The organism is Arthrobacter sp. S2(2024) (assembly GCF_036662515.1).
In the GTDB taxonomy this organism is placed as follows: Bacteria; Actinomycetota; Actinomycetes; order Actinomycetales; family Micrococcaceae; genus Arthrobacter.
Map to the genome: position 1 here is coordinate 1 of NZ_JAYKZI010000025.1, position 23319 is coordinate 23319.

19 protein-coding genes and 2 pseudogenes are annotated in these 23319 nt (G+C 58.3%); 13 read left to right on the plus strand and 8 right to left on the minus strand.

Features of this window, described 5'->3' with window-relative positions; all coding sequences use genetic code 11:
* Positions 1-497, plus strand: a pseudogene (locus VLA65_RS21535) (IS3 family transposase); the annotation flags it as partial.
* Here VLA65_RS21535 and VLA65_RS21540 read toward each other — a convergent pair.
* The gene (locus tag VLA65_RS21540; RefSeq protein ID WP_332603688.1) at positions 494-811 is read right to left on the minus strand and encodes a DUF4158 domain-containing protein; all 318 of its coding nucleotides are present in this window, start codon (positions 809-811) and stop codon (positions 494-496) included. The pseudogene VLA65_RS21535 and the gene VLA65_RS21540 overlap by 4 nt on opposite strands.
* A gap of 121 nt (positions 812-932) precedes the next feature.
* Here VLA65_RS21540 and VLA65_RS21545 point away from each other — a divergent pair, with 121 nt between their 5' ends.
* The 3 genes from VLA65_RS21545 to VLA65_RS21555 all read left to right on the plus strand — a co-directional run bounded on the left by VLA65_RS21545 (position 933) and on the right by VLA65_RS21555 (position 3982).
* Entirely contained in the window at positions 933-2486 is a 1554-nt protein-coding gene (locus tag VLA65_RS21545) for a TerB N-terminal domain-containing protein (RefSeq protein ID WP_332603689.1), read from the plus strand.
* The gene (locus tag VLA65_RS21550; protein ID WP_332603690.1) at positions 2374-2955 is read left to right on the plus strand and encodes a TerB N-terminal domain-containing protein; all 582 of its coding nucleotides are present in this window, start codon (positions 2374-2376) and stop codon (positions 2953-2955) included. Before VLA65_RS21545 ends, VLA65_RS21550 begins: the two co-directional genes overlap by 113 nt.
* A 145-nt stretch (positions 2956-3100) precedes the next feature.
* On the plus strand, positions 3101-3982 hold the full coding sequence (locus VLA65_RS21555) for a hypothetical protein (RefSeq protein WP_332603691.1): 882 nt from the start codon (positions 3101-3103) through the stop codon (positions 3980-3982).
* Positions 3983-4498: 516 nt separating this feature from the next.
* Here the strand turns inward: VLA65_RS21555 and VLA65_RS21560 are convergent.
* The 7 genes from VLA65_RS21560 to VLA65_RS21590 all read right to left on the minus strand — a co-directional run bounded on the left by VLA65_RS21560 (position 4499) and on the right by VLA65_RS21590 (position 11939).
* Complete coding sequence (locus tag VLA65_RS21560) at positions 4499-5413, minus strand: ETEC_3214 domain-containing protein (RefSeq protein WP_332603692.1); 915 nt, start codon at positions 5411-5413, stop codon at positions 4499-4501.
* A gap of 656 nt (positions 5414-6069) precedes the next feature.
* Entirely contained in the window at positions 6070-6375 is a 306-nt protein-coding gene (locus VLA65_RS21565; protein WP_241709019.1) for a helix-turn-helix domain-containing protein, read from the minus strand.
* Complete coding sequence (locus VLA65_RS21570; protein ID WP_332603693.1) at positions 6375-6947, minus strand: type II toxin-antitoxin system RelE/ParE family toxin; 573 nt, start codon at positions 6945-6947, stop codon at positions 6375-6377. Before VLA65_RS21570 ends, VLA65_RS21565 begins: the two co-directional genes overlap by 1 nt.
* A gap of 1260 nt (positions 6948-8207) precedes the next feature.
* Positions 8208-8663 (minus strand): Lrp/AsnC family transcriptional regulator, encoded by a 456-nt coding sequence (locus tag VLA65_RS21575; protein ID WP_332603694.1) that lies wholly within the window; start codon positions 8661-8663, stop codon positions 8208-8210.
* Between the two features lie 508 nt (positions 8664-9171).
* Entirely contained in the window at positions 9172-10332 is a 1161-nt protein-coding gene (locus VLA65_RS21580; protein WP_332603695.1) for an aminotransferase class I/II-fold pyridoxal phosphate-dependent enzyme, read from the minus strand.
* A 43-nt stretch (positions 10333-10375) separates the two neighbouring features.
* Positions 10376-10582 carry a hypothetical protein gene (locus tag VLA65_RS21585; protein WP_332603696.1) on the minus strand — a complete coding sequence of 69 codons (207 nt, stop codon included), beginning with the start codon at positions 10580-10582 and terminating at the stop codon, positions 10376-10378.
* Between the two features lie 178 nt (positions 10583-10760).
* Positions 10761-11939, minus strand: coding sequence for an NAD(P)/FAD-dependent oxidoreductase (locus VLA65_RS21590; RefSeq protein WP_332603697.1), 1179 nt, complete (start codon positions 11937-11939; stop codon positions 10761-10763).
* A gap of 223 nt (positions 11940-12162) precedes the next feature.
* Between VLA65_RS21590 and VLA65_RS21595 the strand changes: the two genes are divergently transcribed.
* From VLA65_RS21595 to VLA65_RS21635, 9 genes and pseudogenes are all read left to right on the plus strand, one after another.
* Positions 12163-13032: a MurR/RpiR family transcriptional regulator gene (locus tag VLA65_RS21595; RefSeq protein ID WP_332603698.1), complete on the plus strand. Its 870-nt coding sequence runs from the start codon at positions 12163-12165 to the stop codon at positions 13030-13032.
* A gap of 1543 nt (positions 13033-14575) precedes the next feature.
* Positions 14576-15463 (plus strand): ABC transporter substrate-binding protein, encoded by an 888-nt coding sequence (locus VLA65_RS21600; RefSeq protein ID WP_332603699.1) that lies wholly within the window; start codon positions 14576-14578, stop codon positions 15461-15463.
* Positions 15464-15483: 20 nt separating this feature from the next.
* Positions 15484-16365, plus strand: coding sequence for an amino acid ABC transporter permease (locus tag VLA65_RS21605; RefSeq protein ID WP_332603700.1), 882 nt, complete (start codon positions 15484-15486; stop codon positions 16363-16365).
* 4 nt (positions 16366-16369) lie between these two features.
* Positions 16370-17134 (plus strand): amino acid ABC transporter ATP-binding protein, encoded by a 765-nt coding sequence (locus VLA65_RS21610; RefSeq protein WP_332603701.1) that lies wholly within the window; start codon positions 16370-16372, stop codon positions 17132-17134.
* Between the two features lie 767 nt (positions 17135-17901).
* The gene (locus VLA65_RS21615) at positions 17902-18234 is read left to right on the plus strand and encodes a hypothetical protein (RefSeq protein WP_332603702.1); all 333 of its coding nucleotides are present in this window, start codon (positions 17902-17904) and stop codon (positions 18232-18234) included.
* Positions 18235-18512: 278 nt separating this feature from the next.
* The gene (locus tag VLA65_RS21620; RefSeq protein ID WP_332603703.1) at positions 18513-19673 is read left to right on the plus strand and encodes an NAD/NADP octopine/nopaline dehydrogenase family protein; all 1161 of its coding nucleotides are present in this window, start codon (positions 18513-18515) and stop codon (positions 19671-19673) included.
* A 98-nt stretch (positions 19674-19771) separates the two neighbouring features.
* A pseudogene (aceB, locus tag VLA65_RS21625) lies at positions 19772-21431 on the plus strand (malate synthase A).
* 389 nt (positions 21432-21820) lie between these two features.
* Entirely contained in the window at positions 21821-22030 is a 210-nt protein-coding gene (locus tag VLA65_RS21630) for a hypothetical protein (protein WP_332603704.1), read from the plus strand.
* Between the two features lie 694 nt (positions 22031-22724).
* Positions 22725-22925 (plus strand): hypothetical protein, encoded by a 201-nt coding sequence (locus VLA65_RS21635; RefSeq protein ID WP_332603705.1) that lies wholly within the window; start codon positions 22725-22727, stop codon positions 22923-22925.
* The last annotated feature ends 394 nt before the right edge of the window (positions 22926-23319 follow it).

The following is a 23319-nucleotide window of genomic DNA, read 5'->3' on the forward strand; positions in this document are numbered from 1 at the left end:
GCACCGAACGAGCTGTGGCTGACCGACATCACCGAGCACCCTACCGCTGAGGGAAAGCTGTACCTCTGCGCGGTGAAGGACGTCTACTCCGGCAGGATCGTCGGGTACTCGATGGATGCACGGATGAAGTCCTTGTTGGCCGTGGCGGCGCTGGAGAACGCGGTGCGGGCCCGCCGGCCGGAAGGCACCGTGGTCCACTCAGACTGCGGCTCCCAGTTCCGGTCCCGCCGCTTCGTTGAATCGCTCCGCCACCACGGGCTCACCGGATCGATGGGCAGGGTCGGCGCGCGGACAACGCCGCAATGGAATCGTTCTTCTCGCTGCTGCAAAAGAACGTGCTGGACCGTCAGCGGTGGAACACCAGGAAGGAACTGCGCCTCGCCATCACGACCTGGATCGAAAGGACCTACCACCGCCGGCGACGGCAAAGACGGCTGGGAAAACTCACGCCAATCGAATATGAAACAATCAACCGGACCGCGCTCACAGCGGCCTAAGACCCCGAGTCAACAAAAGCCGGGGCAGTCCCGTTCTTGATCGTTGAAGGGTCGCCCACGCCGACCTGGTCAGCCAGATACACCACCACAGCCCAGGGCACGTCCAAGGGATCTTCCAAAAAAGCACCGAGATATCGTGCCGTTGTCAGCTGAAGAGCGAACCCGAGCCGGTTATGCTCACCACGGCGCCGATCAACCAACAACCGATCAGCATCATCCAAAAGGAAAAACCGCTCAAGATCAGAACGCAACGGAACATCCTGGTACCTGCAATACCCAGAGACCTGGGCATCAGTCAGGAAGTCCAAGGCCATGACCTCGATCCTAACCACCCACCAAGTCAAAGAACAGCCTTAGCGTTACTGGCTGCACGGATACTACTCAACCCCCAATGTCACTCGTTGATTCGATTGCGATGCTGGCTCAGCGCCGGGCATGGGGGTAACTGTGGGGTTTTACGTTCGGAGAAGCCTGAAGGCGGGTCCGTTCAGGTTCAATCTGAGTAAGTCCGGGCTGGGTGTCAGCGCCGGGGTTCCGGGCTTTCGGGTAGGTTCCGGTCCTCGCGGCAACTATGTGCGCATGGGGTCCGGGGGCGTTTACTATCAGGCATCGCTCGGTGGTGGTCGGCGCCCCAGTCAAGCAGGCCAGAGTCCCCGGCTGCCCGCAGCTTCAACTCCAGCATCGGCTGATGTGGTTTTTGAAGACCAACGTGGTGCCAGCATTCAGGCCCTTGCTCCGACGTCCGCCGACGACCTTGTTCAGCAACTCAATGAGGCAGCAGGGCGCAAACCGCTGATGCGTTGGATCGTCATAGCGGTTGTTCTGTTGGGCTTGATTACGATGCCTTTTGGACTCCTGATCTGGCTGCTGGGCATTCCCGTGATTTGGTGGGTCGTTCAGCGGGATCGGGCACGGCGTTCTGTCGTGATTTTCTACGATGTCAACGACGAGCACGCCCGTCAATTCCAGGCGCTCGTCGACGCGGGGAACTCGTTAGGGCAGTCGCAGAAGCTCTGGCGCATCAACGAAGCTGGTGCGCTACGGGCCGGTTACCAGCAAAAGGTCAACGCCGGTGCCACGTCGTTGGTCGGCCGCTCCGTTGCTGGGGTTACGCATAATGGACCGAGGGAGCTCGTGACGAACATTGCTGTGCCGGGCGTAACTGCCGACGGCACATCAATGTACTTCCTACCAGACCGCGTTCTCCTCGGCCGCAAAGGCGCCTTCACTGACATCCCCTATGCCTCACTTCGGATTCAGGAGCGACTGACCAACTTCATCGAATCCCCCGGGGTTACGCCTTCGGATGCCGTTCAGGTCGGATCGACGTGGCAGTACGTGAATAAGAAGGGCGCCCCGGACCGCCGGTTCAAGAACAATCCGGTGCTGCCCATCATGAAGTACACGGAGCTCGAACTGGACACGGTGGCCGGCTTCAGGTGGATCTTTCAGGTATCAAGCGCACAGGACGCTTCCCTCTTAGCCAAAGGCCTACACTCAGCAGCGGCTTTCAAGGGTTCCGCCATCCCTGCCCCTGCCTCCTCCCCTCCTCCGATCAGCCAGAAGCCCGTTGTTCCGTCGTCGCTGGCTGCGCCTTCGCCAGCTGAACCTCTGCTTGTTCCCGTACCAGAGGTTCAGTCTCCGGTGGCGGAGCAAACATTGCCAGCTGTTGCGGTCAAACGTAAGCCGCGGTGGTATGGAGTGAATGAGTCACTGGACCTTGGCCACGGTGTCCGCATCCCGGGTATGGTCTATGCCGGCCAGGGCCTCACTTCCCCCCGAGGAAGTGTGGAGCCGTCACTGATCGATCCCACGCTTGGGGTCGATCACCGTAACCCGGACTGGTCGGGCCAGTGCCTGGGCTATTGGCCCTCTTATGCCGATATCACCCCGGAGGGGGCGGGCCGCTTATGTTGCCTGGCTCGGCCAGGGCCGCCGGGTCCCGGGGACGCCGATCGGCTATGTTTTCCTTTTCATGTATGGGCTTGAAAGGCGCGTCTTTGTCGACATCGCTAAGCAGCCCGAGCTGGTCCCGGAACTGAACGGTATCAAGGCGGAGATGCTCGATCTGCTGCAGGTTTACGGCGGTTCAAGTGGCTCGTTCGACTCTTACGCGTCCCGCTTTATTGCGGTCATCGACTTCCTCATGCTCCAAGCTGCTGATGACGTCCCCCCGCCGCCAGCCCTCACGGAATCTCGGTGGGAGGTTCCGATAGCGCTTCGCGTTCTCTTGGGCGCCTTTGCCGCTGCCGGTAAAGCCATACCCGCCGATTGGGCGCTGGCATGGGCGTGGTTCCATCCAGAAGTTGCCGTGCGTACGGCGGCAACCCGCTGTACTGAGGAATTCACTCGTCTCTTCCGTCTCCGCTATCACCAGCGCTTCGGGGACGGATTCACCGTCCGGCCGGGCGCCGCGAAGGTGGAGCTCAGCTACACAACATGCCGGTCCACCCAGTAGCCCGTCGGGGTCAGTGTGTGGAGGCGGATGATTCCCGCCCCATGCTTCATTGCGGCCCGTCTGTGCAGAGAAAGCCATGAACTTGCCCGGCGTCGTCCGGGCCTCGTGAGAGGATGGTCCGGACAATTAGACACTGGGGGCACAAATGCAGCTGAAATTTCCGATACCGTCCGACTCGACAGGACTGGAAAACCTCACGGTGATGCTCGTCGAACAGCAGCACGGGACCGAAAACGTACATCGGGTCGGTCGATCCGGCCAGAGCCAGAATGGTGTCGACATTCACGCCGCGACCTGGTCGAGACAGTACGGTCATCACTTCGTCGGATACCAGTCCAAGTGCGTGAAAAAACTAACCCTGGACGATGTCAAAGCAGAATGCGTGAAGGCGGAAAATTACAAACCCAAAATCACGCAATTAGTGATGGTGGCCAGCATTCCTCGCGATGCGGGCCTGCAGTCCCAGATCAACTCCATTCCACGGAGCACTTATGGCTTCGGGGTTGAAATTTGGTTCTGGGATGACGTGGACGAAAAACTAAACCGAAGCGCTGACAAGGCCCGGGATTACTACTCCAAGATTATGTCCGAAGCACAACCGGCCGCAGCGAAAAGCCATGCGGAGGCACTGCGGCGGGCCCTTGACAGAACTGCGTTCAGAGACGCAGTCGACATGGATCGCGACCTGGGCGAGCTCGTCGAAGCATTCGCAAACACCATGGGGTTCCTCAAAACCGGGATACTCTACGACAACCGTCAGAACCTCGTCGAGTCTGTCCCGCCGCCATGGAAGATAGAGGAGCCTTGGTATCAGACGTTCCTCACCGACTTGACGAACTCCCTGCAAAAGCTCTATGACTTCACTCTGAAGAACAAATCAGTTTTGATGAGCCCCGGCTCTAATCCTGGGAATTTCGCATGCAACCAGTTCATGACCAAGCGGAACGCTCTGGTAACGAAAGCAAACGGCGCACTCAAAAAGTTGTCTATTCAGGAGTTGCCTATCCCTGCGCTAATGCCTGCATAGTCCGAGATGCCAGCCACGCTCCCCTGATCGGCGACACGCGCTGGCAACAGCTCCGACCGCGACTGGGGCTCTTATCTCTGGGCGCAGGTCGTAGCCGACGACGTCGACATCTCTTCGTAGCGATAGTCTTAGATGGACTCCGGTCCGGGTGATCTTCAGATGCGGGTACGGCCGGGGCTCCACGGCGCGGCGGTGCGGTGCCTCGGTCCAGGATCCACAGCAGTTCGGCGATTCTGCCGAGGGTGAAGACCCGCTTCCTTGTGATCAGGACAGCGCTGGGCCAGGCCGAAACGGATTTGTCGGCCGAAGATGCACATCGTTCCGGCGTCGGTACGGTCGCTGGTGATGAGCTGCAAGAATGCCGACAGACATGAAGCGTCCAAATGTCCTACTGACCACGAACGTTGCCTCCTGGAATTGGGCCTGCCACTTTCGCCGCCGGCCAAGTCGCTGGGATCTGTTTCGATCTGGCGCGTTCTGGGTGGGGTTCGATTAGGTTAGCTCAGTTTCTGATAATCAAAATTCATGGTCCTCGGCTGGCAGTGGGCGGTCTTTTGACTTGTCCCCGGCCGTTGTCACGAGTCGAATTAGGCTATTCGCCCAGTGGCGGGCGGCAAAGATCCGTCGCCAACGCGCTTCCCTCATGTATCGCTGTCGCTGCACTTTAGCTTCGCGAAACAGCATCCGGATTTGATCACGGTGCACTGTCGGCCAGTCGGAGGAGTCACTACCGCCGATGTTGATGCTGGGAGACACCACCATTAGCGTATTCACGGTCGTTGCTTTGCGAAGATCCGCATTTCCTACCGGTGCGATGCCGACTACGCCATTTCCGGCAAATGACCCCGTCTTGACGTAGTTCTCGCCACTCGGGAGACACGTTCCTATCCCGGCATTGTTGTGCAAGAAAACGTACGTCTGATAAGCGCCCGGGTTGCCGAAGTAGACCGACTCGGCATAGATGTACATCCGAGCACCGCGCACTTCGAAGCTCCCGGATGGCTTGGTGACCAGATTCGCGATGGTCGCCTTACCTAGCCGTGACTTGATTTGCCAGAAAGTCGGTGCTTCGACATCCCACCAAAACTTGGGGTCAGTGATTGTCACCGACCATCCTTGAATCTTGCCCTCGACGCTGCGAGTGACCACCCAGGCGTGAGGCGTCGAATAGGTGCGGTCGATCCACTCAGGGCTTGTACTTTGATTGTCCACTGTGGTGCGTTGGTTGATGAACACCGGCGTTCCTAGCAGATCGGCCATGTATTCGTCTGTCGTCCAGTTCGCCAAGTGGTTGAACTTGTCTCGCCAGTGACGGCGACTCCCCCAGCCCTTCACATACCAGCCTCGGACAAGCTCCCATAGCGTCCTGGACGCGATTAGGGCTGACAATATCGCACCGAATGTTGTTAGACCGTCCGTGAATGCACTCACCTAGTCAACACTTTCAAGATGTACTACCCCCAGGCGAGAACCGTTTACACTCCACCAGATTCTAGTTGTGGAATCCCCTCCGGATCGTGACCTGTCGGTCATGAGCATCGAATTAGAAGAGATCGAACCCCTAGCGATGAGTTCCAACCTCATCGCTCTGCTGGGGGCGTCCCGGATTCTTTGCCTCATCGGGGGCAGAAGCCGCAGTTGGTCGCCGGGAATCTTTCGCTCAAGTGAGTCCAAAAACCATTCAGATAATGACTGGACCAATGCACTGAATGTTGGCAGGCACGACTATTGCCACCTTGTCACCGTAAGCGTGAAACGAGGATGACGTATGCCGGGTTCTTAGGGAGCCGACTTGCCGGGAATTATGGCGTCTCCGGAATCCCAATCACCGCAAAAAGTCAAGCTTTGTCAACAGTCAGGGGCTAAAAAGCCTCTGACCTGCGATAACACTGTGCCCGAGGTGGGACTCGAACCGCATTCCAACGCCTAAAAACAGAGGGAACTCCCGAAAACATAGGCAATCCGAGCCAGTCCGCCCAGTCCGACGCCACAAGTGTTGACATTGTCAACACTTCCTTTTTACCCCCCATTGAGCCTGCTCCCCGGCGAAACCAGGGGGTGCCTGAGCAATGGTCCGGGTTGTCAGGTCAGGCGATCTGGATCCGTTCGTCGCCGAGTTCAACCTCGACACGAAGCCGGCCACCGACCGCTTCAACATATTTCCGCAAGGTATCGACCTGGGCACGGTCAATGTCGCCGTGCTCAATGCGGGACACCCTGTTCTGGCTGACGTGCAGGCGCGCAGCCAGCTCGACCTGCGTCAGATCCGAGGCCTCGCGGAGCTCCCGAAGCCGGTAGGCCCGGACCTCATCGAGCAGATGCTTCTTGTGGGCCTCCACGGCAACCCGGTCGACAGGCCGCTTCGCCAGCATCTCTTCAATAGTCTTTGCCATTACGATCCTCCTTTCAGAATCCTCAGATGATCATCGAACAAATCATCCGCAATCGGGATATTCGTTTTGTACCACTTGCTCCAGTTACCACCCTTGTCACCTGCGACAAGCAAAATCGCATGCCGTTCCGGGTCGAAGGCGAACAAGATCCGCAGCTCCGACCGGCCGCTCGACTCCGGCCGAAGTTCCTTCATGTTCTTGTGCCGCGAACGAACCACCGTGTCGACCAGCGGCCTGCCAAGGTGCGGACCACGCTCGGCAAGAAGTTCCAACGCGGCAATCACTTGCTCGTACGAGTCCTGATCGAGCCCGAGCAGCCACGGCTCCACGAAGTCGAGGTCAACATTCCACACCAAAGCCCATGATACAACCCACAGGGTATACAACTCAAGAGTTATATCACCGCGAGGCGCACGCATCCGTACGGCGGGATTGTTTTGCCAGAGGTCGACCGATCCCGCGATCGTATCGCCGATCCGTTCCATGGCGTCCCGGGCGGTAAGCACGTGCATCCCCTGGGACCAGATGTTGCAAGATCCAACGAACGCGCTGCGCACGTGGATCATCACCATTGGGATCACTTCCACCCCAGGCCTGAGCCTGGCGCGGTATCCGACGGCGGCCGCGTCTATCCAACGCCCAGTAGACCACAGGCATGGCCACCACCGCCGCTAGCGCGACCAGAAAGAGCAGGAGCACGGACTTTCGGGCGACCCGCCGCACCGTCGCCGGTCACCTGGACGACACTGTGCTCCAAATGTTTCTCGCATCACCCGGCGAGCCAGATGCTGGTTCAGCGAACCTAGCGTCGCACCACCGGAACGACTAATCACCCGCGAGCAGGTCTCTCCGGAATCGTGTTGAACGCACCTAGCCGCGGCAGCAGCCGATCCGCGTTGCGGGGACCACGCTCTCCTTCGTCTGGGGCAAGAAGCTTCAGGGCGAATGTCCGGCGGAAGAAGAATCGCCTCAGCCCAGCGCGTGTCGGGCGACTGCTCGTCCCGTTGCCAGCCCGATTCCGTGGTGACAAAAATCAGGCTGGCAACGTGCGGCAATAGGCCTGGCGCCGTACTGGGCGCCAACTAGGGTGATGAGGCCCAAGAAGAGGTCGAATCCGGCGTCTCACAGCAAGGCTGCGGACCGCGCGCAATGTTCCTTCATGAAGGAGGAACAGTCATCTGCCCAGCACAATTCCGACGATCCTTACAGCGTTGTCACCAAACTTCGGCCGCAGGAATCGGAAACGCCGATCGGTTCAATTCGCGCACCCGCGACTGGCGCGAACATCGTCACTGTGGACTCAGTACCGAACGGCGTCTTCCACACACGGACTCGTATTTTCTGCCCGAGCCGGTGTTTCAGATGCGCAGTCAGGTGTATAAGTGGAGATTACGGGCGTGAGGCTCCTAATCGCATAACGGCAATGTCCGGGTCTCGACACGGTCGGCGATTTTCGTCTCGTTCTCGTGGCTGAGACCTGAGTCGTGGTTTGGAGACTGAAATGCCACTCGTATTTGTCCATGGAGTGAACGTCAGATGTGAAGACGATCCTGCCGAATTCGAATCGTCTGTCAGATCCAGAGACGCGCTTTTCAGGGAAATTTCCTTCAGGGATGCAGTATCCGAATCCCCCAAGATGGCGATTTTCAATCCGTACTGGGGGGGGGGGGATCTCGGTGCCTCATTCCCTTGGAATCATGCGGGCTTGCCTCGTGGGGAGCAGGAGATGTTCGGGCCGGAAGACGAGGCAGCCAAAGGCCCGCCCCGTCATCCCGCAGGACCAGCACCTTGCCTAGCTGCGGAAACTGCTCACTGGTACCACCGAATGTCGGTTACTGAAGCAGCTGGAATACGCGGTAGGGAATTAGGCTCTTCAGCAACAATGAAGTCATTGTCCGGCGGATGCCGGGGCTATCCGTGATTGCCCGACCCACCCGAAAGAGATCATCGGTATCTCGTGCAACGACCCGCAAAAGTAGGTCCGCTTCCCCTGCCATGCCTTGCACTTCCAGCACTTCCGGGATTTCGGAGAGCGCCCTGACAGCCTCCTGCAGGGAAGACTGTTCGACTTCTGCTGTTACCAACGCGAGCAGAGGAAAACCCAATGCTTCAGGAAATATGCGAGTGGTATGGGGTTGCAGACAATCCCCATCGAGTTTTCGTTCCAGTCGGCTCTGCACCGTCCCCCGCGCAAGGCCGAGGTCCCGGGCAAGAAAAAGGATCGGTTTTCTTGGATCCTCGTCCAGTGCGGCAAAAATACTTTTGTCGGTTGAGTCAAATATATCCATACTTTTTCCTAATTAATCGAACTAAGAACTCAGGTGCACCGCTCGTTAGATCTGGGGCAATCACGCCCACCTGCCGTAGGTTCAGGTAACGCCGGGTCCTGGCACCAGCTACAGTTGCTTTTCGGCGGCAAGAGATGCTGCCATGAATTCGACGAGTATCTTTTGAGCAACGTCCAGGACGAAGACACCGGATTCATTGCTAGACAACCAGGTTTCAAGCTTGGTCAAATCGTCCAACCGCCCTCTGTGCCTAGAGCGCGGCCGATTTTAGCGAAGTCGACTTCATCTATAAGCATTGCTTCTCGTGGAGGCCCTTTGAGGCCGTTGCAACCCCGACTTTGCCTGTGGCCCGATACCGTCCATCTGCCATCGTGACGGCAGATGGATTCATGGCGAGCAGAGGTAAAGGGAAAGTCTCTTTCCGTGAGGTGACTAATTAGGTAGGCGTTGCCGTTGGAACGGCGGGAACCTGATTAGCACGGCAAGAACCTTGTCGTTGGTCACGGGATCAGCCAACGTGATGCGCACGCCGTCGCCGTCGTAAGCGCGCACGAGGATGTCTGCCTCGTCGAATGCGGCCTTTAAATGCCGTCATAAGGTCCGCTGTCGCTCGGATCCAAATAAAGTTTGCTTGGCTATCTGGAATTTGCCATCCGGCCCGGCGCAGAGCTCCAGCAACTCGGAGTCGCTCGTGATCACCAAGGCAGCTCGGTCGAGGACTGCTCCGGCGGCGTCGAGCGAAGCGATGGCCGCCCGTTGGGCCAGTGCGCTCACGCCGAAAAGGAAGAGCTACCTTGCGGAGGGCATTGGCAAGGTTCGGGTGGGCCACGGCGTAGCCCACCCGAAGGGCAGCCAGACCGTGCGCCTTTGAGAATGTCCGCAGAAGGCAAACGTTGGGGTAACTCCGGAAGAGCGTAGTCCCGTCAACTCGATCGACCTCGTCGACATATTCCACATAGGCCTCGTCTATGACGACCAAAATACGTGGAGGGACCGAGGGGATGAAAGTAGAAAGCGATTCGTTGTCGACTGTTGCACCTGTCGGGTTATTGGGCGAGCACACAATTACGACACGCGTTCGCTCTGTAAAGGCGTCTCTCATAGCGGCCAGATCGTGTCCTTCGTCCGGACCGAGCGGATCGGGCACCGGTACGGCCCCAGCGAGCGTGACGAGGATTGGATAGGCCTCAAAGGAACGCCAGGCAAAGATGACTTCGTTATTGGGCTCACAAATGGCCGCGAGAATTTGTTGGAGTACCCCTACGCTGCCTGGACCGACACTAATCTGTTCAGCCGCGGTCCCTAGAGTAACCGCGATCCTGTTTCGAAGCTCAACAGCACCCATGTCGGGGTAGCGGTTGAGAGCCTCTGCACCGGCCACGACGGATGCCAGCACGGAGGGAATCGGAGTCTCATGGCTTTCGTTAGAGGCCAAGGCCGCGGTCGAAGGGCCCGAAGCTCTGCGTCCGGCGATGTACGAAGGGAGCTCAGATAGCACGTTCCTTAGCTTCGGTTCGTGAGATTCAGTGTCTTCGTGCGTAGGGATGGTTCCCACAAGATAGTCCTTCGTAGATTCGGTGTGTTGGATGCTTGGACGCAGTACTTCCCCACCACCGGAAATCAAGGAGCATCTCCGGTTGAGTTCAAGATCCTTTCTCGTAGAGGTCATTTTTCGTAGATGCCATGCGGCTAGGGTGCCCTCCGGAATGGCGTCAGTGAGCCATGAATCGAACCAGCCGGAAGGTTGGTTCGATGACGCTTGGCCCTTTTACTCGCTCATGAGCGGCTTCTTCGGATGGCAGTAGCCATGCGCTTTCGGTGAGTCCGCAAACCTGCCGGGCCTTCATGGTGTCATTGCGCATGACCGACACTGCTGTGGAATAGCTCGTCTTCGTTTCAACGTCAGCTGCAAAGGTCATCCCGTCCTAAAGCAGAGCCCGGACGCAATGCCATGGGCGTGAGACGACCAATCCTGGGGATCAGGTGGTCCGAGTCCTGGCCTCGGGGGATTCCTTCTTCACGTATCAGCGACTGGTGATCACATCGGACGACATGCGGTCAGGGCCACTTCGTACTCAAGCCCGTTCCAACCATTTTTTAGTGAGACGAGCTAAGTGAGGGATCGTCCGTCAGTGCGCCGACGTCACCATCCCACCGGTCAAGCTGAAACGGTTCAAGTACCTGAGGCTTATGGCCCTTATCTATCCACTCGGCAAGCAGGCTTGCGACTGCCGGAGCGATGGCAAAGCCGTGTCCGCTCCACCCGGTGGCCAGATAGGTCTGCCCCAGACCAGGAATGCGGTCAATGATAGGGAGTTGGTCGATGGTGACCGTTTCCGCCCTATCGGTATGAACCGCTATTACTTCCGCGCCCGCGAGTAGCGGGAAAACCGCTTCTGCTTCGCGCAGGCTGCCTTGGATCTGGTCCTCGAGTTGTGTCCCGGCGGAGCTGCCCAACCATCCCCCCGTAACCATCACGTGGTCATCGTCGATGCGCTTTACCGAGAGAACCCTGTGATTATGATTCACCAACTGAGTCAGAGGGAACTGCGAACGCGGGACCTTGAGGATTATGGCCTGGGGGTAAACACTCCACAGCGGGGGGTCGGACAGGCCGAGCGATTCAAAGATTGCGCTGGTTCCGGAGTTTGTGGCGAGAACCACCCCGCGCTCAGCAACATATCGCTCACCGGAAGACAGCGTGACATCAATGGAATGGTTGGGGGCTTCCTGAATACGAGCGACTGGACTGTGTTCGACGACCTGGGCTCCCAATCGAGCGGCGGCATTTGCATAGGCTCGTGTCGTTGCCCCGTGATCTGCTACGCCGTCGGTCGGGCAGAACATGGCGGCCTGAACGTCCGCACTAACTTCTGGAAGAAGCTCACGTAGCTCAGCACTTTCCAGAAGCTCTGCCGCCACACCGTAATCCCTCATCACACGCTGCTGGGCGCGCGCAGTAACGAGTCCCCCGCGAATTCCCACTGCCTCACGTTCGTACAGCATGAGAGAACCCACGCGTTCGTAGTAGGTGGGCTCGCCTAATTTTTCGGACAACCCCGGCCACATGGCAGCCGCGAGCCGTATAAGAGGAAGCTCGCGGTAGTCTCGGTGATTTGCCCGCACGCCCCGTTGTCCTGGGCCTCCGGAGGCGCCGGATGCGAGCGTTTCTGCTTCGAAGAGTGCCACCGAGTGGCCACGCGAAGCGAGCTCGAAAGCGGTTGCGCAACCATAGAGCCCGCCCCCGACAACAATGTAGGAAAAGTTTTCATTCATGTAGCAAAAACTACAGCACTTGACGCGGCAAGGGAAGGGGCAGACGAAAAATTGCGGGGTCTGCCCGTTGCCAGTGGGGATTGGATCGACGTCTACCGGGTCGCCTGCTCGGTCCTGCGAAGCTTGGCGAATCTAGCCTAGGATGAACCGTAGGTAGTCAACCCCACAGAAAGCCGGCGAACTCGTAGTGGAAAGATCAACTCTTACCTTTTCAGAGCGCTACATGGGCGCCGGCTCCAGACTGACGCCGAGCGAACGCAAGATTGGCGAGTACCTTTTGCGGCACCCGGATGAGGTGATTGGCGCATCTGCGTTGCGTATTGCGGAAGCGACCGGGACTAGTGATGCCACGGTCGTCAGAACGGTAAAAGGGCTGGGGTATTCCGGGCTCAAGGAGATGAAGAAAGAGTTCCTTGAAAGCGTCCTTCGGCGCAGGAACGTGTCGGCAACTATTGATCACAGAATTGACCGGATGCTCATGAATGAGCAACCGGTGCTGGGCATGCTGTCTGAATCCGTCGGCGTTTTGGACGCTTTCCGCGAAGAGTTTGACGTTGAAGCGTTCGAACGAAGCATCGACATCATGGCGTCTGCCAGGCGGATATATGCCTATGGTCTTGGGCCTGGCGGGATGATTGCCGGATTCCTCGCGCTTAATCTGGTCCGGGTAGGTTATGACGCGCATTCAATAACACAGACCGGCTATCGACTCGCCGATGATCTGCTGCTCTTAAGGGACGGGGACTGCGTAGTCCTGTTTGCCCCTTACCATCAGACAGCTGAAGTCGAAGTGCTGGTTGACCATGCAAATAAGGTTGGCGCGTCTGTAGTCTTGGTGACAGAGGCCTTGGGGCCCTCCCTCAAGGACCGAGTCCAAGTCGTAATTAAGACCCCCTCCACCATTTCCAGTCTTGCAAGTGAAGGGTTGGCCCCCCTGACGTTCAGCTACGCAGTCACCGTGCAACTGGCTTCGAAGCATAGGGATGCGTCCGTGAAGCGCGGTGAACTCTTCACCGAGTTGTCCTCCAGATTCACCGGCAGTCCGGAAATGCTCTCCCCACCATTCTTTCCCGTCGACATCAACGTTGACTAACTTGATAGAGTCCCGAGTTTCCGGTCAACCTCTATTGCTTGAGAAAACAGTGCAAACGATCCGAAGTGTCCTGCCACATTTGCAATGGGGGCTGGTCTCGGACTGGCTGACAGACTGGGGTCCGGCACCGCTACGCGTGGCGCTACTGCAATTTGGCCCATTTGAGGGTGCTTTCCGCTGGCTTGCCTGCCGGGCAGGACGGACCCGCTCGGCTCCGAAGGTACTCCCGGTTGCCCGCCGAGCGATTGACACTCACCGAACCGCGGAGCGGAACATGCCACCGCGCCTGCTGCGCAGCTTCGGGCTCGGCATCGACGCCCGGAAACCCCTGCCCGATGCCTACGTGCGCAGCATGGCTTGCATGGCGGGCCCGTCGCGGCGAGGACACAGCCCCGCAGACGATCCGCGAGGAGCCCGGAGACTGGCCAACCCGGTCCTCGAGCTCACGGCCAGACGGAGTCCAACCACGCCGCCTTGGGCAAGCATGTCGGCGAATTCGCGTCCAGGCTGAGAGAGGCCCGGGCGTCGGCTCTGTCACCGCCGTCTGCGTGCTTGTCACCTACTCGCGCAGGGGCAGAATCCGATGCCGTGTCCGCGGCTCTTGCGGCTGCTGCGCCCCTGCTGGCGTCAAACGGGAGCGCGGTCCGTCATGGCTAAACTGCGGCGGCGACCGCCAGTTCGACAGCGCGCTCGAGGCCATCTCCCGCATCCATATCTCGAACCACCCCGAAACCAAGGGCAGACGGCCGGCTCGCCGAGGCAAATCGATAGAGAGATTCACCGCGGCCTCAAGCGCTATATCGCCCGCCCGCTCTTCCGCAGCCATAACCGCTTCGGCGGTCTCTCCAGCACTTTTCGGACCCCGGTAACACCACACCCCGGATCATCAAGGAGTAGGGCGCCAATCATGCCCGGGACCGGCAGGGCAGCGCACCTATCCCGGCACAGGAACAGGCTACGGAAAATGGTAGCGGGGGCAAACAAGTGCTTCTCGGACGCCCAAAAAAGTGTTCTTCAAGTTTTCACTACAGTATTGACGATTTTTAGAGTAAGCACTACAGTATGAGCTACACCACATCTAACAAGCGTTTGCGGGAGGTCCAAATGAAACGGGTAGGGCGGGAGCGGTCTATCCGTATAAGCCCAGAACGACTAATCGGAGAATCATGTCTCCGAAGCTCAACATCGCAGTAATCCGGCGTGGTGCCACAGGATTTTTGCACTGTGGAGGCTCACCAATCGCGGAGACTAGTGAACTGATGCAACGCGGGAAGCATTCCGCTGGAGTTTCAAAACGGCCTCACTGACATCACTGTCCGCCGAGAGTCGTACGTGGAAGGCCATCGGCCCGACCGCCCCCCCGATCATTGGCCCGAACGGCAACGACAAGTTATGCAGGCCAATGGCTGGACTCTTAGGCCACGCATTCAAATACGCCGACCATAGGCGAAGTCATTGCTGATCTGGCGACATATGGCACCAAGACCGCCTCATAGGCCAAATGGCCCGCAAGCGCCTGCTGGTAAGTACTTAAGGAGTTCGAATGAAACAAATCCTCGCAGCAGTCACAGCTGTTTTCTTGATGGGTTCTCTAGCAGCTTGCGGTTCAAGCGGGGAAACCCCGAAGAATCAAGAGACCGGCAACGGCAATGCCGTCGTGCAAACCGCGGCCAATCTGCTCCCCAAAGAAGTAGCCAGCTCGGGAGTGCTGACGGTGGGAACCCCAGCGTCCAGCCCTCCCGAAGGATTCAAGACAGAATCCGGTGCTCTGGATGGTTACGAAGTGCAGCTACTGGAGGAGATCGCTGGCGTATTGGGGCTGAAAGTCGACTGGCAGATCACTGACTTTGCCTCGCTCATCCCTGGGCTCAAGTCGGCCCGCTTCAACGTGGCTGTCGGACAAATCGGCATCACCCGCGAGAGAGCGGAAATTGTCGACTTCGTAACGCTGATCCGCACTAACCAGGCCTTCGCAGCTCTTAAGGCCGCCGGTCTTCACGACCTGACCATCGATGATTTGTGCGGCAAGAAGGTGGCGATTATCCAAGGCTCACGACAGCAGGAATTTGGAGCGGCGCAGTCCAAAACCTGTGGGGAAAAGGGCAAGCCAGCGGTCGATCTCAGCGTCTTCCAAAGTGCCAACGACGCCTGGCTGGCCATGCAGAGTAAGCGAACGGAAATCTACTGGGCCGGTGCTACCAACGTCGGCTACCTCGTGTCGAAATCACCAGAGGCGCAAGTCGTTGGTCACCACCTGCAGCCCAACCCAACAGGCATCGCCTTGAATAAGGGATCCTCCCTTGGGCCAGCGATTGAAGCCGCTCTCCAACATCTCATGGAAAATGGCACCTACCAGCGGATCCTCGAAAAGTGGGGCCTGAAGGACAACGGAGTCACTGTCGCCAAACTCAATCCGGAAATAACCTGGTAACTGCAGCAAAAGAGAACCTCATGAAAGCTTACCCACTACGCCCGGTGCACACTTCATCTGAAGCATCCAAAGACGGACCCGGAAAAACGAACGCGACCGTTGTTAGGCTGAAGCACCCGGTGCGCAACGCCATCACTATCGTCATCGCGATCACGCTCCTTCTTGGCGGATACAGCGTTGTCACCAATGAAAACTTCGGCTGGGAAACCGTCGGCCAGTACTTATTCGATCCTCAGATCCTCGAAGGTCTTGTCAACACTCTGTATCTGACCGTCATCGCGATGATGATCGGTCTGGCGTTGGGAATCACGCTGGCGGTCATGCGGTTGTCCCCGACTTGGCTGCTCCAAGCCATCAGTTCCGCTTACATCTGGTTCTTCAGGGGCACCCCGGTGCTGGTCCAACTCATTTTTTGGTACAACTTTGGGGCACTGTACTCCCACCTGTCGCTGGGAATCCCCTTCGGACCACAGCTGCTCAGTGTCCCCAGCAACGACTTCATCACGCCGTTGACGGCGGCAATCTTGGGATTGGGTCTTAACCAGGCCGCCTATACAGCAGAGGTCATCCGCGGTGGCTTCCTTTCCGTAGGAAAAGGCCAACGGGAAGCCGCCAAAGCGATTGGCATGACACCTGGACTGATTTACCGACGGATAGTCCTTCCCCAGGCCATGCCCAGCATTATCCCCCCGGTTGGTAATGAGCTCATCTCAATGCTGAAAAGTACCTCCTTGGTGAGTGTCATCGCCATGACGGACCTGCTCCATTCCGCACAACTGATTTACGCAAGAACGTATGAAACCATTCCCCTGCTGATGGTCGTCTGTGTCTGGTACTTGGCGATTACAACCGTACTGACCCTCATCCAAGGCCGAGTCGAGCGCCACTATGCGAACAGGTAAGACTATGACCACGAACATCCTCGTCGCTGAAGGCGTAACCAAGACTTTCGGTCAAAACGAGGTCCTCAAAGGCATCGATCTGACATTGCACTCTGGAGAAGTAGCCTGCATCATCGGCCCCTCCGGATCCGGCAAGAGCACGTTCCTTCGCTGCATCAATCACCTCGAAACCCTGGATGGAGGCCGCATCGAGGTATGTGGCCAGACAGTTGGTTATGACAGTCGGAACGGCAAACTTTACGAAATGCGCGAGAAGGACATCGCCCTAAGACGGAGGAAGACGGGCATGGTCTTCCAGCAATTCAACCTTTTCCCGCACATGACCGCGATCGAGAACATCATCGAAGGCCCGACGAGGGTCAAGGGAACCCCTAAGAAGGCCGCGCTTCTCCGGGCCGAGGAACTCCTGGAGGTTGTCGGGCTGTCGGAGCACGGAAGGCACTACCCATCCCAGTTGTCCGGAGGCCAGCAACAGCGCATTGCCATCGCCAGGGCCATGGCAATGGACCCTGAAATACTCCTCTTCGACGAACCCACGTCAGCCTTGGATCCCGAACTCGTCGGTGAAGTCCTAGCCGTTATCAAGAGACTTGCCCACGACGGGATGAGCATGATTGTCGTGACCCACGAGATGGGATTTGCCCGTGAAGTCGCCGACAACGTCATCTTCATGGACCAAGGACTAATCGTTGAATCGGGAAGTCCATCACAAGTCATCGGGGCGCCCCAGCACGAACGAACACAGTCCTTCCTCTCAAAGGTCCTCTGACAGGCAACGCCACCCGTCGCCAGATGGGCAGCGAACGGGCTCTATGGGGAGCCAAATGTGCTAGGCAGAACGCGACGAAATGAAGAGGGCTGCTATTTTGAAACTTAGTCGTTTACGAACTCGCTCCTTAGCCGTAATGCTGGTTACGGCGGCCACGATGTCCGCTTGCGGATCTGGCTCGGAGCCCGACACCGCAGGGCCTCTGACCATCGCGGACCAAGGTAGCTTCACGGTGGGCGGAACCACCACGACTGCCCCCGGCCAGTTCGATCCCCTGCAGCCGCTGAAGCCGGAAGGTCAGACGTATCACGGTGATCATGCCTACACCTTCTACCAAGTACCGAAGGACGCACGTCGGCTACCGCACGTGATGGTGCACGGCCCCGGACAATTCTCGAAAACATGAGAGTCAACCCCCGACGGACGCGAAGGCTTTCAGAGCCTATTCCTGCGCCGTCACTACAGTACGTATCTTGTCGATCAACCACGTCGAGGCGATGCCGGCCGAAGCACAGTCGGCACGACAATCACCCCACTCCCGATGAACAATATCTATTCAACGTTTTTCGGCTCGGTAACTGGCCGGATTTATACCCTGGCGTTCAATTCTCGAACGAACCATCAGCTCTCGATCAGTATTTTCGACAGATGACACCCAACACCGGACCGTACGACCCCGAGGTTGTGGCTGAGTCCATGTCCGCCTTGTTCGACCGGATTGGGGACGGGGTTCTGTTCACCCATTCGCAGAGCGGGGGTCGGGCTGGTTGACGGCAATCCAGAATCCACGGGAAAAGGGCATCGTTTCCTTCGAACCATCAAGCGGATTTGTGTTTCCTGAAGGCGAAGTGCCGCCGCCTGTTGTAGGCCCGATCGCAACGGTAACCGGCGTAGCGGTTACGCTCGACCAGTTCACCGCACTCTCTAAGATTCCAATCGTCATCTATTTCGGCGACAACATCCCGAAATCATCCGCCGAGACTCCCCCAACCGCCACGGCGGTGACGCCACTGTGGTGCGTCTGCCCGACCGAGGGCTCCACGGGAACACTCACTTCCCCATGTCCGATCTCAACAACGTTCAAGTGGCCGACGAAGTAACCAAATTTCTTAAAGAGAAGAACCTCGACGCCTACTGAGCATCACGCTAATCCGACGACTGCGAGAGCTTACTGGGGGTTCCGGATTACATGAGTGGTGCAGCACCGCAGGGGAGTCTCTGTTGAGTTCACTCCTGCACTCACAAGCATCCTTGCGCCAAGTCTTGATGCACCAGCAAGGGCAGGGTCTTGTCGGCAGGCCCTCGTCTTCCACCGCACACGCCGAGGTCTCTATGGTTCCTCGTCGTGCTCACGGTTCACCAGAGAAGGGAAATATGAATGGCTAGAACAAAGGTGGCCACTGTCGCCGTCATAGGTGCTGGCAGCAGCGGACAAGCGATCGCGGGCTTCCTTGGGCTAAGTGGATACCACGTGAACCTCTGGAACCGTGACGATGACGGCGAAGTGAACCAGTGGCTAAAGCCCATCATTGAACGCGGCGGCATCAGCGTCCAGGGAACAATTGAAGGATTCGCGCCCGTCCGGTACGTCACGACAGAAATGGCAGATGCGATCTCCGGCGCAGACGTTATTTTGGTCAACACCACAGCCGACGCCTATCCAGATATCGCTTTGCAGTTGGCACCGCACCTCCTGAGCTCACAGATTCTCATCCTGACGTCCCCCGGAACGCTCGGATCCATCGGCATGTGGCACAGTCTCGTGTCAGCCGGCTACAAAGATGACCTGATGCTAGGCGAAACATCGACCACCGTCTTTGGTAGCAACGTGATCGGCCCGGCTAGCGTTCACATCGGCGCAATGAAGGATCGCGTAGAAATCGCAAGTCTTCCAAGCGGACAGGCAGACTTCATGGCAGGTCTTCTTCCCGAGTTCCCGTTCGTGGCGGTCGAGGACGTGCTGATATCCGGGCTGAGCAATGTGGCGCCAGCACTGCACATTGTTCCAATGCTTCTCAACGCGGGCAGGATTGAACACCCAGGTTCAGATTTCCTTTACTACGCCGAAGGGGTGACTCCAGGCATTGCATCGGTCGTTGGCCAACTGGATGATGAACGTATAGCCGTAGCTCGAGCGTTCGGCTACGAACCTACATCACTATCCGAATACCTCACACAAGTGGTCGGCGCTCCTCAGGGAAGTCTGTACGAGTCAATCCGTGGATGTGCGATGTATTCCGGAATTCGCGCACCGGACAGCCTTAATCACCGCTTCCTATGGGAAGACACACTGTCAGGTGCAGTGCCTCTGCTGGCTCTGGCCGAAATCGCGGACGTGCCGGTACCGATATGCGATGCGTTCGTAGCCTTGGCCAGTGCCACTCTTGGGCGTGACTTCCGTGCAACTGGTCGCAGTGCCCGGAACCTTGCGTTAGAGGGACTCACCGTGAATTCCATGAAGGAATTGGTCAATGACCATGCTTCGTTTCTGACCTGGACGAAGAGCGTGAGTTCTAAGTTGCCAATCATGCGCGCCTAGGAGAATTCCACTAAGAATCTTCCCAGCTGGAAAGCAGCACGTGGGATTACACGCCCTCTGCTGCTCTTTCAGTTGAACCTTGCACCAGGAGAACATCAATGAACAGCTTTACTGACAACTTCACGATCAACGGGATAACCCTGACGGCTCACGCCGTTCGACGGCAGAACGAAATCCTCACTCCGGAGGCGCTGGAATTCATCTCGACTTTGCACTGGAAGACTGAGGAACGTCGGCAGGAGCTCCTGAAAACCCGGCAGACCCGGCGAGCCGCGATTCGCAGCGGCCAGGACCCCAGGTTCCTGCCTGAAACCGCCCAGATCCGTGACGACCCGTCGTGGCGCGTTGCTCCGCCGGGCCCTGGCCTGGAGGACCCCCATGGAGATCACCGGGCCCGTGGACCGGAAGATGACCATCAACGCGCTGAACTCCGGCGCGAAGGTGTGGCTCGCTGATATGGAGGACTCCTCCACCCCCACGTGGCGGAACGTCATCAAGGGGCAGCTGAACCTCACCGATGCGCTGGAACGACGCATCGACTACACGAGCCCCGAAGGCAAGGAATACAAGCTCCGCCCGGCCGGGGAACTGCCCACCATCGTGGTGCGCCCCCGCGGCTGGTACCTGCCCGAGAAGCACATGACTAGCGACGGCGCCCCGGTGGCCGGCGGCATCGTGGACTTCGGTCTGTTCTTCTTCCACAACGCCCGCCGCCTCCTGGCCCAGGGCAAGGGCCCGTACTTCTACCTGCCCAAGATCGAAAACCACCTCGAAGCCCGGCTCTGGAACGACATCTTCATCCTCGCCCAGGACCTCCTCGGCATCCCGCAGGGCACCATCCGCGCCACCGTGCTGATCGAAACCATCACTGCGGCGTTCGAAATGGAGGAGATCCTCTACGAACTGCGCGGCCACGCCTCCGGCCTGAACGCCGGCCGCTGGGACTACATCTTCTCCCTGATCAAGAACTTCCGCACCCGCGGCCCCCGGTTCGTCCTGCCGGACCGCGCCCAGGTGACCATGACCCAGCCCTTCATGCGCGCCTACACCGAGCAACTGGTCCGGGCGTGCCACCGGCGCGGCGCCATGGCGATCGGCGGCATGGCCGCAGCCGTTCCCAACCGCAAGGACGAAGCCGCGAACACCAACGCCTTCGAGAAAGTCCGTGCGGATAAGACCCGCGAAGCCAACGACGGCTTCGCCGGCTCCTGGGTGGCCCACCCGGACCTCGTGCCCGTCTGCCGCGAAGTGTTCGACACCATCCTTGGCGAGCGTCCCAACCAGCTGGACCACACCCGCGAGGACGTCATCCCCGATGACCGCGTCCTGATCAACGTGGCCGCCACCGAAGGCACCATCACCGAGCAGGGCATCCGGAACAACATCGAGGTAGGGATCCGCTACATCGAGTCCTGGCTCCGCGGGAACGGCGCCGTCGCCATCCACGACCTGATGGAGGACGCCGCCACCGCGGAAATCTCCCGGTCCCAGATCTGGCAATGGATGTTCGCGTCCGCCATCACCGATGAGGGAGAGATTGTGACCCGCGAGTGGGTAGAAGACCTTCTGGATGACGAATTCGACAAGTTGGAACGCTTCGACGGCGACCGCCTCGAAGACTCCCGCGACATCTTCGAGGAAGTCACCCTCAGCAAGGACTTCCCCTCCTTCCTCACCCTCCCCGCCTACGTCTGGTACCTAGAGGGCCGGATCAAGCCTGGCAAAGAAGCAGAAGTGCAGACCCCGAGACATCTCTGAGGGCGGCAGAGAGATTTTTTGAAGGCCCGATCTGACATCGCGACTGGCATTTCACGAGGGGAGCGGGCAACTCTGTTGCGCTGGGCTATATGAGCACACGCATGAAGAACCAGTGATCGTTCCGCCGTAGGGCAGCTCACGGCGCGCTAACGCGCACCCTCGTGGAGAGAGTGAGGGCTTCCTCGGAAGGTTTGCGAACCGTGAACCTTCCCGTTGGGGCTGGGAATTGGGTGGAAATTTCAGTAGTCGCAGGTCAGGCCAATTACCATGGAATGTCAATTCCCAGCTCGCTTCCGCACGAATCGTGTCTCCCTAATTGCCTTCGCAAGGCCTGTCCCCCTGAGTTACCAGATCATGTCCCGCTTCCGAAACAGAATGAGAGGATCGCGATGTCTTCCACAACCGAATGCATCGGAAGAACAGCCTCCAACCGAATCGCCCTTGAAGAGCAGCTCGAAGCGGTCCACGGGTACCTTCAGCAACTCGCGATGGCCACAAAGACGCACGGAATTCTGGTTACAAGGCATCGGGCCGATCACTACACGGCTTCCCTGTCCAGCAGCGTTCCCTTTGGAGTGACGCTGGAGGTTGACCTGTAGCCTGTTGTACCGTCAGGCAGCTGTACTAAAACAAGACTAGGCTCAATCTCACGAGACTGAGATGAGTTGAGTCGACAGGTGCCCCTCCAAGGTGAAGGAGCCTCCATCCAGTGGTGTAACGGCGACCAGCGGGCGCCACTGGCCGGTCTCGGCACTCGCTGAAACCGAACACATCAGCTGCAGGCGATTCATGACCGGAGTCCTCCAATATCTCTTGATCAGGACGAGCTCGCCCTTGGGCCCTACGCTCGAGGACCGACGAGAGGGCATCACTCTAGAGTCAGCTGTGAGCCATGCCCGCGCCAGGCACGTTTCGCCCGCCGGGCCAGAGTGAACGTCTTCTTTGCCGTCACCGCCGCGGGTTCTCTTCTTAGCCGCGGTGATGATGATCGAGGCCAGTTCTATCTCCTTGACGGTCTCCTCCACCTAAAACATCGGCGTGAGATGATATCCGGACGGTCCGCGGTCTGGTAGATGCCGTCGGGTCATAGATCCAGATCCGTCCCAAGGCATGACGTGTTGCGATGAATTCCGGCACGTCGTCGATTTTGTTCGTGGTTATCAGCGCTGTTCCGGAGCTGCGGCCACCCTTGGGGGAATAACGCAGGAATAGGATGACCGTCAACTGGGCCGATGATGCACAGTCGGGTCTGCCGGTCTTGGATTCGAATACCGCATTCTGCACGCCGTTTTGTTGCAAATCGTAGAACATTCGCTCGCCGCAGAGGCGGCGCTGCCGCTCGTCCATTTCTCCCGGGAGTCCGGTGCGGACGACTATGAGGCCAGGGCCTTCGAGCCCGACTACTTCATCGACGAGTTTGAGGAGTCGTCGTTCGTCTTCGTCACGCCAAAGAAACTTCACCTGGCCCGGGAGCCGAGGGCTCTCCGTTGCTGACGATACTCGTCGAAGGATTGACATCTAACGATGCCAAAATTCCAGGCAAAAAACGCCACGATCCCCACGCCCCGAGTTCGGAGACTTGCCTACGGCAAGTCAGAAACAGTCGTTTTGCTTGACGAATGACCAGTATTACTGTCTGCAGTATTATGTGCACCTGAAACGACCAGCTGGGGTACGTTCGGGGTTTTATTGCAGAGTGGGGACCTTTCCAGGTCTGGCGATCGCCGCCGTCCTGGTCGACAATCGCAAGCACGGCTCAGCATGGTGCCCAAATCGGACATCATAGAACACCGAATTTCGCACACCGTGACCGGTTGCATTGCCGACTGTTGCCCACTCAAATGCGAGTTACTAGCATTGCGGACACCTCGGAGGATCAAAGTCCAGC